General features: G+C 71.7%; 8 protein-coding genes, 1 pseudogene and 1 riboswitch. Of the genes and pseudogenes, 7 read left to right on the plus strand and 2 right to left on the minus strand.

The window, feature by feature from the left end; genetic code table 11:
- Nucleotides 1-83: 83 nt before the first annotated feature.
- From H181DRAFT_RS09990 to H181DRAFT_RS10010, 5 genes are all read left to right on the plus strand, one after another.
- Nucleotides 84-842: a MerR family transcriptional regulator gene (locus H181DRAFT_RS09990; RefSeq protein ID WP_045864020.1), complete on the plus strand. Its 759-nt coding sequence runs from the start codon at nucleotides 84-86 to the stop codon at nucleotides 840-842.
- Between the two features lie 377 nt (nucleotides 843-1219).
- Entirely contained in the window at nucleotides 1220-2686 is a 1467-nt protein-coding gene (locus tag H181DRAFT_RS09995; RefSeq protein WP_045863889.1) for an aldehyde dehydrogenase family protein, read from the plus strand.
- Nucleotides 2687-2729: 43 nt separating this feature from the next.
- Nucleotides 2730-4379 (plus strand): GMC family oxidoreductase, encoded by a 1650-nt coding sequence (locus tag H181DRAFT_RS10000; protein ID WP_078895624.1) that lies wholly within the window; start codon nucleotides 2730-2732, stop codon nucleotides 4377-4379.
- Nucleotides 4379-5869: an APC family permease gene (locus H181DRAFT_RS10005; protein WP_045863890.1), complete on the plus strand. Its 1491-nt coding sequence runs from the start codon at nucleotides 4379-4381 to the stop codon at nucleotides 5867-5869. Before H181DRAFT_RS10000 ends, H181DRAFT_RS10005 begins: the two co-directional genes overlap by 1 nt.
- Nucleotides 5870-6293: 424 nt before the next feature.
- Nucleotides 6294-7208: a D-alanyl-D-alanine carboxypeptidase family protein gene (locus H181DRAFT_RS10010; RefSeq protein WP_045864022.1), complete on the plus strand. Its 915-nt coding sequence runs from the start codon at nucleotides 6294-6296 to the stop codon at nucleotides 7206-7208.
- A gap of 108 nt (nucleotides 7209-7316) precedes the next feature.
- Here the strand turns inward: H181DRAFT_RS10010 and H181DRAFT_RS10015 are convergent, their stop codons facing one another.
- Both H181DRAFT_RS10015 and H181DRAFT_RS10020 read right to left on the minus strand, forming a co-directional pair.
- The gene (locus H181DRAFT_RS10015) at nucleotides 7317-8567 is read right to left on the minus strand and encodes a PP2C family protein-serine/threonine phosphatase (protein WP_052708530.1); all 1251 of its coding nucleotides are present in this window, start codon (nucleotides 8565-8567) and stop codon (nucleotides 7317-7319) included.
- Nucleotides 8568-8747: 180 nt separating this feature from the next.
- Entirely contained in the window at nucleotides 8748-9671 is a 924-nt protein-coding gene (locus H181DRAFT_RS10020) for a Rieske (2Fe-2S) protein (protein WP_045863891.1), read from the minus strand.
- Between the two features lie 318 nt (nucleotides 9672-9989).
- Here H181DRAFT_RS10020 and H181DRAFT_RS10025 point away from each other — a divergent pair, with 318 nt between their 5' ends.
- Nucleotides 9990-11174: a PP2C family protein-serine/threonine phosphatase gene (locus H181DRAFT_RS10025; RefSeq protein WP_045863892.1), complete on the plus strand. Its 1185-nt coding sequence runs from the start codon at nucleotides 9990-9992 to the stop codon at nucleotides 11172-11174.
- Between the two features lie 207 nt (nucleotides 11175-11381).
- Nucleotides 11382-11587, plus strand: a riboswitch (cyclic di-AMP (ydaO/yuaA leader).
- Between the two features lie 480 nt (nucleotides 11588-12067).
- A pseudogene (locus H181DRAFT_RS29860) lies at nucleotides 12068-12952 on the plus strand (M23 family metallopeptidase); the annotation flags it as partial.
- Nucleotides 12953-13029 lie beyond the last annotated feature (77 nt).

Below are 13029 nucleotides of genomic sequence, written 5' to 3' on the forward strand. Positions count from 1 at the left end.
TTCGCGCGGCCCCTCGGAATTGCGCTTGCACCTCACGTCACGTGAGGGCTCATCGTGAAGTGCGTACCGAGAAGGGAGCGGAGATGAGCTGGTCCGTAGGACAGGTGGCCAAGTTCGCCGGAGTGACTGTGCGCACGCTGCACCACTACGACGACGTGGGGCTGCTGGTGCCGAGCGAGCGCAGCCGTGCCGGGCACCGGCAGTACGGCGACGCGGACCTCGACAGGCTGCAGCAGATCCTGTTCTACCGGGAGCTCGGCTTTCCGCTCGACGAGGTGGCGGCCCTGCTCGACGACCCGGACACGGACCCGCAGGAGCACCTGCGGCGGCAGTACGCACTGCTGTCCGACCGGATCGAGAAGCTGCGGAAGATGGCTGCCGCCGTGGAGCACGCGATGGAGGCACGGAAGATGGGCATCAACCTCACGCCCGAGGAGAAGTTCGAGGTCTTCGGCGACTTCGACCCCGACCAGTACGCGGAGGAGGCCGAACGCCGCTGGGGCGGCACGGACGCCTACCGGGAGTCCCAGCGCAAGACGGCGTCGTACACGAAGGAGGACTGGAAGCGGATCACCCAGGAGCAGGAGGAGTGGGGCCGCCGGTTCGCCGCCCAGATGGACAGCGGCGACGGCCCGGAGTCCGAGGCGGCGATGGAGCTGGCCGAGGAGCACCGGCAGCAGATCTGCCGCTACCACTACGACTGCACCTACGAGATCCACACCTGCCTCGCGGAGATGTTCGTCGCCGACGAGCGCTTCACCGCGCACTTCGAGACGATCAAGCCGGGAATGGCGGAGTACCTGCGTTCCGCGATCCTCGCGAACGCGGCACGCCGCTCCTGATCCCGCTCGGCCGGCCGGGCCCGCGCGTGCGTCCCGCGTACGCCGTGCGGGCGGACGCCGGCCAGGTCCACGGCCGGGTCCAAGGCGAGATCCACGGCCGGGCCCCGTCACACGCCGGCGGGGCCCGGCCGCGCCACGTGGATGCGAACGCCATGCCCCGGGGCCTGCCTTTCGCAGCTCCGCGGGCCGCGACCTGATCCGCGTTGATCCGGGCGAAACGCCCGAGAGGCCCTAGTCCACGCGGGTCAACATCCCTCACCCCCGGCCGCCCCCCACGGTGCGCCCCGTGGCTGGCGGCGGTGCGCCGCACGATGTTGGTGCCCGTCTGCCTGCTACGGGCGGGCGGTGGACGCCGCCGGAGAGTGAGGGGCATCGCGATGGCCGAGCTGTATATCGACGGCGAGTGGACGGGGGCCGTGTCCGGCGCGCGGCGCGAGGTCGTCAACCCCTTCGACTCGTCCGTCATCACCACCGTCGACGAGGCGGACGAGACGGACGTCGACCTCGCCGTGCGGGCCGCGAAACGGGCGTTCCAGCGGGCCGACTGGGCGTGGGCGCCCTCGCGGCGGCGCGCGGACGTGCTCTACCGCGTGCACGAGCTGCTGCTGCGCGATCTGGAGCAGCTGTCCCGCATGGAGACCCTCGACACGGGCAAGACCCTCGCCGAGTCGCGGCTCGACATCGAGGACATCGCGAACGCCTTCCGGTACTTCTCGGAGATCGTCGGCAAGGACGCCGGACGGGTCGTCGACGTGGGGCCGGACGTGCTCAGCAGGGTCGTCCACCAGCCCGTCGGGGTCTGCGCGCTGATCGCGCCGTGGAACTATCCGCTGCTCCAGGCGTCGTGGAAGATCGCGCCGGCGCTCGCTGCGGGGAACACCTTCGTCCTCAAGCCGAGCGAGACGACGCCGCTGACGACGATCGCCCTGATGGGGCTGCTCGCGGAGGCCGGTACGCCGCCGGGCGTCGCGAACCTCGTGCTCGGCGCGGGCGGCACGGTCGGCTCGGCCATGACGTCGCATCCCGAGGTCGACATGGTCTCGTTCACCGGGGGCCTCGCCACCGGCCGGAAGATCATGGAGAACGCGGCCTCCGGCGTGAAGAACATCGCGCTCGAACTGGGCGGCAAGAACCCCAACATCGTGTTCGACGACGCCGACTTCGACGCCGCGCTCGACTACGCCCTCGACGCCGCCTTCCTCCACTCCGGGCAGGTCTGCTCGGCCGGTTCGCGGCTCCTCGTCCAGTACGGGATCCACGACCGCTTCCTCGCGGAGCTGGCCTCGCGGGCAGAGGCCGTACGCCTCGGCGACGGGCTCGAACCCCTCACCGAGAGCGGGCCGCTGAGCTCCGCCGAGCACCGGGCGAAGGTCGAGGCCTACTTCGAGATCGCCCGCATGGACGGAGCGCGGCTCGTCACCGGCGGGCGGCGTCCGGACGATCCCGAACTCTCCCGCGGCTTCTTCCTGTTGCCGACGGTCTACGCCGACTGCAAGTCCTCGATGCGCGTCGTGCAGGAGGAGATCTTCGGGCCGGTCGTGACCGTCGAGCGCTTCTACTCCGAGGAGGAGGCGGTGGAGCTGGCCAACGACACCCGCTACGGGCTGGCGGGAGGCGTGTGGACCAGCGACGCGAGCCGCGCCCAGCGGGTCGCCGAGAGGCTGCGGCACGGCACCGTCTGGATCAACGACTTCCACCCCTACGTCCCGCAGGCCGAGTGGGGCGGCTTCGGCCGCTCCGGCATCGGCCGCGAGCTGGGGCCGACGGGTCTGCGGGAGTACCAGGAGGCCAAGCACATCTACCAGAACCTGTCGCCCGCGCCGTCCGGCTGGTTCAAGGGATGACCGGCCGCTTCACGGCCCCGCACGGCCGGAGACAGGTGAACGTATGAGCGACGGAAGCAGGGGTGACGAGCCCTACGACTACGTCATCGTGGGCGGCGGCACCGCCGGATGCGTACTGGCCGCCCGGCTGAGCGAGGACCCGGACTGCCGGGTCTGCGTGGTGGAGGGCGGTCCCAGCGACGTCGGCGACGAGCGGGTGCTGAGGCTGCGGAACTGGATCAACCTCCTCGAGACCGAGTACGACTACGGCTACACCACCGTCGAGCAGCCCCGCGGCAACTCCCACATCGTCCACTCGCGGGCGCGCGTCCTGGGTGGCTGCTCGTCCCACAACACCCTCATCAGTTTCCTGCCGTTCCCCCAGGACCTGCGGGAGTGGGTGGAGCTCGGCGCCGAGGGCTGGGACCCCGAGACGGTCCTGCCCTACCGGGCCCGGCTGCGGAACACGATCCGGCCCGTGGCGGAGAAGGACCGCAACGCCATCGCCCACGACTTCGTGACGGCCGCCGTCGACGCCCTCGACGTCCCCGTCGTCGACGACTTCAACGCGCGCCCCTTCACCGAGGGCGCGGGCTTCTTCTCCCTCGCGTACGACCCCGCGACGGGCCACCGCTCCTCGGCGTCCGTGGCGTATCTGCATCCCGTCCTCACCCGGCCCAACCTGACGCTGAAGCTGGAGAGCCGCGCGTACCGGCTGATGCGGGCGGGGGACGGGCGGCTGACGAGGGCCCTGGTCCGAGGCGCGGACGGCACCGATGTCACGGTCCGGGCGGAACGTGAACTGCTGCTGTGCGCGGGAGCGGTGGACACACCGCGGCTGCTGATGCTCTCCGGGATCGGACCCGCCGGGCACCTGCGGGAGGTGGGCGTCGACGTGCTCACCGACCTTCCCGGCGTGGGCGAGAACCTGCTGGACCACCCGGAGTCGGTCATCGTCTGGGAGACCGGGCCGCTGCCGCCCAACTCCGCGATGGACTCGGACGCGGGCCTCTTCGTGCGGCGCGACCCGCGGGAGCCGGGCCCCGACCTGATGTTCCACTTCTACCAGGTGCCGTTCACGGCCAACACCGAACGGCTGGGCTATCCGACGCCGCCCCACGGCGTCTGCATGACGCCCAACATCCCCAAGTCCCGCTCCCGGGGCCGCATCTGGCTGCGCGGCCCGGACCCCGGCACGCAACCCGCCCTGGACTTCCGCTACTTCACCGACCCCGAGGGCCACGACGAGCGCACCGTCGTCGACGGTCTGCGCATCGCGCGCGAGGTCGCCGCCACCGGGCCGCTCCGGGACTGGCTCGTGCGGGAGGTCGCGCCGGGACCAGGACTGACGACGGACGAGGAGCTCTCCGAGTACGGGCGACGGGCGGCCCACACCGTCTACCACCCCGCAGGCACCTGCCGGATGGGCGCGGACGGCGACCCGCTGGCCGTACTCGATCCGCAGCTGCGGCTGCGCGGAGAGCGGGGCGTCCGCGTGGTGGACGCCTCCGTCTTCCCGACGCAGCCGACCGTCAACCCCATGGTGACGGTGCTGCTGGCCGCGGAGCGGGCCGTCGACCTCATCACCGGCCGTGCGGCCCCGCAGCGCGAGGACGCGGGGGCGGGCTGGCCGCCAGGAGCACAGGGAACACCGGGAACACCGGGGACGCAGGGGATGCCGGGAACGCCGGGAACGCAGGGAATGGAGCGCTGATGACCGACGCCGGCATGCCTGCCGCCGCAGGAGGCCCCGGGGGATCCGCCGAGCACGGCTCGGAGTTCCGCAAGGAGATGGGGCCCTGGGCCAACTTCGCGCTCGGCTTCACCTACCTCTCCCCCGTCGTCAGTACCTACACCCTCTTCGCGACGGCGCTGGCGACCGGCGGCCCTCCGATGATCTGGGCGTTCGTGCTGGCGGGCGCCGGCCAGTTCCTGGTGGCCCTCGTCTTCGGCGAGATCGTCGCGCAGTACCCCATCGCCGGGGGCGTCTACCCGTGGGCCCGCCGGTTGTGGGGCATCCGCTGGGCGTGGATGACCGGCTGGGTCTACATGTGGGCGCTGCTGGTGACGATCACCGCGGTCGCCTACGGAGCCGGCCCCTACATCGCCATCCTGTTCGGCTTCGAACCGAGAGTGCACACCACGGTGTTGTGCACCGTGGTGCTCATCGTCGTCGCCGCGCTCATCAACTACGCGGGGACCAGGGCCCTTTCGAAGGCCGCCGTCATCGGCTTCACCGCGGAACTCGTCGGCGCCGTCGTCGTCGGGGTCTACCTGCTGACCACGCACCGCTTCCACGGACTCGGCGTCGTCTTCGACGACTTCGGCACCTCCGGGGACGGCTCGTACCTTCCGGTCTTCCTCTCGGCGGCCATCATCGGCTTCTACCAGTACTACGGCTTCGAGGCGTGCGGGGACCTCGCCGAGGAGGTCGCACGTCCCGGCATCGTCATCCCCAGGGCGATGCGCAGGACCGTCTACGTCGGCGGGGCGGCCGCCACCTTCACCTGCCTGACGCTGCTCCTCGCCGTCTCCGACTACCAGGCGGTCATCGCCGGGAAGGACACCGACCCGGTGGTGCGGGTGCTGTTCGACGCGCTGGGGGAGGTGGGGGCCAGGATGGTGATGGGCGTGGTGCTCATCTCGTTCCTGTCCTGCACGGTCAGCCTCCAGGCAGCGGCGGGACGACTCATCTACTCCTACGCGCGGGACAAGATGATCGTCGGCCACCGGATGCTGCGGTCCTTCTCCTACGCGCGCGCCGTGCCGCACAACGCGCTGCTGGTCGCCGCCGTCGTCCCGGCCGTCATCGCCTTCGGATCGCTGATCTCCGAGGACGCCCTCACCAAGATCGTCTCGTTCGCCATCCTCGGCATCTACGGCGCCTTCCAGATGGTCGTCCTCGCGGCCCTGCGGGCCAGGTTGAAGGGCTGGCGGCCCAGCGGCGACTTCACACTCGGCCGCTGGGGGCTGCTCATCAACGCGGCGGGACTGGCGTACGGCATCTTCGCCATCGTCAACATCTCCTGGGCGCGCAACCCGGACCAGCCCTGGTACGACAACTGGATCGTGCTGCTGTGCGGCGGAGTGGTCCTGGGGACCGGGCTGCTCTACATGTTCACCACGCACCACTACGGACGCGGGGACGCGCCGGCCGGTGACGCCATCCCGGCACGCACGTCCGGCAGGACTTCCCGCCCCTGAACCTCGCGCCCCTGAACGTCCCGCCTCTCCAGGCCCTGGCGCGGTGCGTCCTGAAGCGGCCGTCCCGAGGCCCGGTGCGGCTGTGCCGAGCGCGGCTCCCGTCGTGTACGGTCTCGCCAGTGCGGCGGCAACTGGCCGCCGCCGCACGCCGGTTGACGCGCGAGTCGGTGTTCCGGGGGCCCCGCTCGCCGCCCGTCGCCCGTCGCCCGTCGCCAAGTTTTCGGGCAATCGAAGGATCGGTTCACGTGTCCGTGTGTCTCCGCGACGAGCCGGGGCAGACGTCGGCAGCGAACAGAAATCCGGGACGGGTCCCGTGCAACCAAACGGGGTGCTGCGCTGTCTCTGGAGCGACAGGCCTTCCGACGGCCGAACGGCACCGCGAGCCGGAGCCGACCGGCCTCGACGACGATGGAGCGTTGAGTTGATTCGTGTATCGAAAAGGGCCCGCCGGCTGGGTGCTGCCGGGGTGGTGGCCGGAGCCGTCCTGGCCGCCGGGCCCTTTGTCGTACCGGCACAGGCCGCCGGTCCCTCCGGCGTGAAGGCCAAGGGCGCGTTCCTGCTGGACAGTTCGTCCGGTGAGGAGATGTGGGGCAAGGGCGCCGACACCAAGCGCCAGATGGCCAGCACCACCAAGGTCATGACCGCCGCCGTCGTGGTGAGCACCAAGGGCATCGACCTGGACCGGAAGGTGACCGTCAAGCAGGCCTACCGCGACTACGTCGCGAAGTGGGGCGGCAGCACCGCCGACCTGCGGACCGGTGACAAGCTCAGCCTCCGGCAGCTGCTGTACGGCCTGCTGCTCCCCTCCGGCTGCGACGCGGCGTACGCGCTGGCCGACGCGGTGGGCACCGGGAGCACCACGTCCGCGCGGACGAGTTCCTTCATCGCCAAGATGAACGCGAAGGCTCGTCAACTGGGCATGAAGAACACGGAGTTCGACTCCTTCGACGGCATCTCGAAGAAGGGGAAGAACTACTCCACCGCGCGCGACATGGCGAAGCTCGGCAAGTACTCGCTGGGCAGCACCAACATCCGCAAGGTCGCGAAGTCGACGTCGACGAAGCAGAAGGCGACCAACGGCCGCACGTACACCTGGTACAACACGAACCAGCTGCTCGGCTCGTACAAGGGCGTCATCGGCATCAAGACCGGCACGGGCACCAAGGCCGGGCCCTGCCTCGTCTTCGCCGCGACGAAGGGCGACCGCTCCGTGGTCGGCGCGATCCTCAACAGCGGCGAGCGCTACCCCGACGCGAAGAAGATGCTCGACTGGGCCTTCGAGCAGAAGACCGCCAAGCTCGACCTGCGTCAGCTTCCCAAGGGCGCCGAGCGGGACTGACCGGCACCGTCCCGGCGTCGGGGGTCGTCCCGGCGCCGAGGACCACCCCGGCGCCGAGGATCACCCGGCGCGGAGGGGCGCAGCACACCGACCGCCCGGGCACGGCCGTCATCCGGCGCCGTGCCCGGGCGGTCGCGTTTCGCCGCCCCGCGGCCGGTACTGCATGACGACGACCACCATGTCGTCGTTGACGGCGTCGGCCCAGCGGGTGACGTCCCGGCTGACGAAGCCCACGACCTCCGCGGGTTCGACGGCCGCCGCCCCCGCGCCGGCGCCGTCCGCACCGCCGTAGCGCTCCGCCAGCCGCTGCTCCAGCGGATAGAAGCCGCCGCGGCTGCTGCGGGCTTCCGTGACGCCGTCGGAGTAGGCCACGAGGGTGTCCCCTTCGGCCAGGCGGTACTCCTTCGGCTCCGGGTCCGCGGCGGGGGCGAGGTCGGCGTAGCCGAGGGGCAGCGCGTAGTCCGGCCCGGGGTCGAGGCGGGTGACACCGCCGTCCGCGCGGATCAGGCACATCGGCGGATGGCCGCGGTCCAGCACCCGCAGCAGGCCGCCGTCCGGGGCGAACTCCAGCAGCACGGCCGTCGCGAACAGCTCTCCCGCCAGCCCTGACGGAGTCCCGCCCGGGCCGTTCCCGGCCAGTGAACCGCCGGACTCGAGGTCCAGCCGGTCCATGGCCATCGCGCTCTCGATCCGCTCGGCGACCCCCTGGAGGCTCGGGCTGGACGTGGCGGCCTCGCGGAACGCGGAGGTGATCGTGGCCACCGACTCGGTCGCGCCGATGCCCTTGCCGCGTACGTCGCCGACGATCACGCGTACGCCGTGCGGTGTCTTCCGCGCGCTGTAGAAGTCGCCGCCGATGAGGGCCGCTTCGTCGGCGGCGCGGTAGACGCCGGCGAGGCGTACGGGCCCCAGCGAGTCGGGGAGGGGGCGCAGCAGGGCGCGCTGGGTGGCCTCGGCGACGGCCTGCACCTGGACGAGCTGCAGAGTGGTGCGTTCGAGGACCCGGGCCAGCGCTGTGGCGAAACCGGTCACCAGCACCAGGGTGATCACGGGCCCGGTGATGTCGTCGGGGTAGACGTCCTCCACGAGCACGTGCATGGACACCAGCAGGGCGACCGCCATGCAGCCGAGCACCACCGTGAGCAGGGAGCGTGAGAGCAGCGCCGCGAGCACCACGGCCGCGGTGAGCAGCGACGCGAACGAGTAGCGGGGCGGTGCGGACAGCTCCATCACGAGCGCCACCAGCAGCAGACCCGGCGGCAGCAGACGCACCCACCGGGGGAGCCACGCCGTACGCCCGCCGCGCTGTGCGTGCCCCGCGTGGTCCTGCCGTTCGGCGATCACACTGCCCGTGCCCACGTTCCCTCGTCCCTCCGTCGGGCGCCGGGCACCACTGCCCGCTTGCTCCGGCTCCCCTCAGTCTCGGGTACGCGGAGCCATCCGGCTCGGAGTGCGGGCGCTCGGAGGAGGGGTGCGGGTACCACCGGCCGCTCCGCGGCGCATGGATGCTGCCGTTCCGCGGCTGGGTGGTCCCGCGGATCACTGGTTCAGGCGTGCCTCGACGCGCCCGTCGACGTTCCGCGTCTCGAAGGCGGGCTGCGGCGACGTAGCGGGCCCGCTCACGTTCCAGCCGTCGGTGAGGCGGAAGACGCTCCCGTGCCAGGGGCAGGTCACGCAGCCGTCGCTGACCTTCCCCTCCGAGAGCGGGCCCGCCATGTGGCTGCACCGGTCCGCGAGCACGTGCACGGCGCCGCCGCTCTCCCGTACGACCGCGACCGGTACGTCGCCCACGTGCCGCCGCACGGCCTCGCCGACGGGCAGGTCCGACGCCGCGCCGAGCGAGTGCCAGCCGGGCTCCGTCCGTACGGAGATGTCCTCCGCGTGGTTGACGGCCGCTGCCTGCCGGTAAGCCAGGTGACCGCCGAGCGCGCCGCCCACGCCCACGGCCGCCAGTCCCGCGTATCCCCAGGCGCGTCCGCGAATCGACCGGCCGCGCAGCCGCGAGAAGAGCGAGGCGGCGTAGCAGCCCACCGCGACGCTGTTCGCGGCGGCGTGCACCACGCCCACCCGCATCTGCGGTTTCCGCATCTCGGCCCAGTCGACCCAGCCGGTCACCGCGGCGGGCAGGGCGGCGACGAGGCCGGTGCCCACGAGGAGCCCGGCCGTGTACCGCTTGCCGGGCACCAGGTCGAGGACGGCGGCGGAGACCCAGGTGCCGACGGGGACCTGCACCAGAAGCGGGTGGACGGGGTGGCCGAGCCACCGTCCGTGCATGACGTCGCGCAGGTCCTCCCCGATCGGAAGCGACTTCACAGCCTGCCGGAGCTTCATGAGGGCGGGATCGAGGACGTCGGCCTTCTCGATCTTGTCGACGGCGGACAGCACGCGCCCCGGCCGCTGCGGGTCGGGGAGCACCGAGCGGACGGCGGTCGCGCAGGCGAGGAGCTTCTGTGAATAGGACATACCGCCCGGTGCCCCTCTGGGGCACCGGCAAACGACGCCGTCGGGATTGCCGGACCGTCCCGCGGCCCGCCGAGCCGCGTCGGAGAATCGCGTCGACCGGCGCCGCCGGGACCGGGCCCCGACGGTGTGCGCTGCCCCGTCCGCCCGTCCGCCCGTCCGCCCGTCCGCCCGTCCGCCCGCCCGCCCGAGGGAGGGGTTCCGCTGGCCGCGGACTCCGGGACCGTACAGATTGGGACGGTGAGGCCCTGGACGGAGACACGGAGCAGGCAGCGGAGGCGGAAGACGGCCGAGAGGAGCGCGCAGCGGAACCTCGACCCGGTGGACAGGTGGGGAGGACGGGCCGTCCCGGAGAGGCGCACGGGCGGGGTGCGCGCCGTCCGCCGGATGGCGTTCTGGCTGCCGCCGTTGCTGATCCTCTCCGGCGTCCTGCTCAACACCGTCTTCGACAGCGGGCTGCCCGGATCGCCGCTCTTCCTCATCGCTCCGCTGGTGGCCGCGCCGTTCACCCGGACCCGCGTCACCGTCCTCACGGGCGTCGCCTCTGTGGTGGGCGTCGCGCTGGTGCGGTCGCACGATGAGGACTTCAGCAGCATGGACGTCCTGGTCCAGACGGCGACCGTCGCGGTCGTGGCCCTGCTCGCCGTCGGCGTCAACAGGCTTCTCCGGCGCAGCGGGGCGGCCCTCGCGTCGGCCCGCAACATCGCCGAGGCGGCTCAGCTCGCCGTACTGCCGGCGCCGCCTTCCCGGCTCGGGGGACTCGACCTGGCGGCCCGCTACCGTGCCGCACAAGTCGACGCCCGGATCGGCGGGGACCTGTACGCGGCGCAGCGCACGCCGTACGGCGTCCGCCTCATCGTCGGAGACGTGCGCGGCAAGGGAACCGCCGCGGTCACCACCGTCGTGCTGGTGATCGGTGCGTTCCGGGAGGCCGCCGAGCAGGAGGGGAGCCTCGAGGGCGTCGCCCGCCGCCTGGACCGCGCCTTGGAGCGGGAGGCCGCACAGCGCGGGGACATCGACGGCCACGAAGGCTTCACGACGGCAGTCCTCGTCGAAATCCCCGTCGCCGCACGGGAGTCGGTGCGCGTCGTCAACCGGGGGCATCCGCCGCCGCTGCTTCTCGCCGACGGCGGCGCACGCTACGTCGAGCCCTCCGTACCGGCTCTGCCTCTCGGCATGACGGACCTCGCCCGCCGGACGGACCGCGCCGACGAGGTGCCCTTCCCCTCCGGCGCCCAACTGCTGCTGTACACGGACGGGTTGTCAGAGGCGCGTGACCGGCACGGCCGCTTCTACGAGCCCGAGGCGCGGCTCGCCGGACGCTTCTTCCCCGGCCCCGAGGAGTTGCTCGACGCACTGCTGAAGGACGTACGAGCGCACACGGGCGGGGAGTCGGTGGACGACATGGCGCTGCTGGCGGTCCGGTCCCCCGTCCGGGACCGGCTGCCGGTGTCCCGAACCCGGCAGGAGAGCGGCTGGAGCATTCCGGACGAGAGCCTCAACTGACGGTCTTTCACCGCAGGTTCACCCGTCACTCGCAGCGACGCCACGCACCGCTCCGGGTGAGCATGTGTCTGGATTGGCCATGGCTGTCCGGTAGGTGACTGTCAAGCCGCTACAAATTCCGCCGGAAGCGCTTGGAATCCGAGCCGCGCGCCTATTAACGTTCGATAACGCAGCGCGGTCGTCACTGCCGTCACGAAAGACGGCACCGTGCGCCGTCGCCGAATCCTGAAAGTGCACCACCGCGAGCCACAACTCGATACAGATGCACCAAAGGAACCGGGGAACCAACCCTTGCCGGACATCCAGGCGAGGATGGGGTGAATCGACAAGTCCCGTTCATGGGCGGGCAGTTCGTAGGAGACCTTCCTGCTCCGAACCCGTCAGCTAACCCGGTAGGCGAGAAGGAAGGAAAGGAGAACGCCCCCGTGGCGTCCAACAGGTATGCCCCCGAGGGCACGTACGGCCCGTACCGGGACGATGACGAGTCCGGCACGTACGGCGCCGTACACGACTCCTTCGGCGCCCAGCACGACTACGGCACGTACGGCGGCCAGTTCGACACCGGCCAGTACGCCACGGGTCACTTCGACACCGGTCAGTTCGCCGCGGTCCGGACCGGTCAGTTCGACACCGGTCAGCTCGACGCGGTGCAGACCGGCCAGTACGACCTCGCGCAGACCGGTCAGTTCGACACCGGCCAGTTCGACCTCGCGCAGACCGGCCAGTTCGACACGTACGCCTCGCAGCTGACCGAGACGTACGAGCAGCCGGCTGTCACCGACGAGGCCCGGGCGCCGGAGGGCGGCTCAGCCGGCGACACGGCACCCCGCTTCGACGCGAGCGCCGTCCCGGCCTCCCTCTTCGCCGCCCGTGACGACGAAGAGCCTCCCCGCGAGGAGTGGAACCCCACCGCCGATTCGGTGCGCCCCGTCCGCGGGCGCCACAAGGTCGTCAAGCAGCGCGGCGGCAGCATGGCCCGCAGCGGCGCGGTCCTCGGCGTGGGCATGATCGCGGCGGTCGGCGCCGGCGGCATCGCCACCGCGCAGGAGAGGCCGCCGGCCATCTCCATGCAGGACGTCTCCGCCGCCACCGACTCCGCCGCGAGCCTCTTCGGCGGAGACTCCGACGAGACCGTGGCGGGCTCGCCGCTGACGCAGGCGGCGGTCACCGAGGACGACGCCAAGGCCGGCCGTACGGACGCCGGCGAGGCACTGCGCTCCCGCATCCTCGCCCAGGCACAGCAGGCCCAGGCACAGGCGGACGCCTCCGCACGTGAAGCGGCGGCGAAGAAGGCCACGGCGGCCGCCGAGGCCAAGGCGGCCAAGGCCGAGGCGGAGAAGAAGCGCAAGGCCGAGAAGGCCCGCCTCGCCAAGCTGGCCAAGAGCTTCGCTCTTCCCGTCTCCGGCTCCCAACTCACCTCCAGCTTCGGCGAGTCGGGCAGCCTGTGGAGCAACGACCACACGGGCCAGGACTTCGCCGCCTCCACCGGTACGCCCATCAAGGCCGTCGGCTCGGGCACCATCAAGGAGGCCGGCTGGGCCGGCTCGTACGGCTACCGCACGATCCTCGAACTCAACGACGGCACCGAGGTGTGGTTCGCCCACCAGTCGTCCGTGAGCGTCTCGGCGGGCGAGAAGGTCGCCGCCGGCGACACCATCGGACGCGTCGGCGCCACCGGCAACGTCACCGGCGCCCACCTCCACATGGAGGTACGGCCCGGGGGCGGTTCCCCGATCGATCCGCTGTCCTGGCTGAGGGGCAAGGGCCTCAGCATCTGACGGTCGGTGCTGCGATGACACAGGCCCGGACGGCTCACGCGGCGCATCCGCTGCTTCCTCCGCGGAGCGCTGCCGGG

Origin of the sequence: Streptomyces sp. WMMB 714 (assembly GCF_900090125.1) — a bacterium.
Lineage (GTDB): Bacteria > Actinomycetota > Actinomycetes > Streptomycetales > Streptomycetaceae > Streptomyces > Streptomyces daqingensis.

Bases quoted from the DNA above. Each gene is read 5' to 3' on its own strand.
- H181DRAFT_RS09995 (WP_045863889.1), top strand. From the start codon at position 1,220: ATGGCCGAGCTGTATATCGACGGCGAGTGGACGGGGGCCGTGTCCGGC.
- H181DRAFT_RS10020 (WP_045863891.1), bottom strand. From the start codon at position 9,671: ATGTCCTATTCACAGAAGCTCCTCGCCTGCGCGACCGCCGTCCGCTCG.
- H181DRAFT_RS10005 (WP_045863890.1), top strand. From the start codon at position 4,379: ATGACCGACGCCGGCATGCCTGCCGCCGCAGGAGGCCCCGGGGGATCC.
- H181DRAFT_RS09990 (WP_045864020.1), top strand. From the start codon at position 84: ATGAGCTGGTCCGTAGGACAGGTGGCCAAGTTCGCCGGAGTGACTGTG.
- H181DRAFT_RS10000 (WP_078895624.1), top strand. From the start codon at position 2,730: ATGAGCGACGGAAGCAGGGGTGACGAGCCCTACGACTACGTCATCGTG.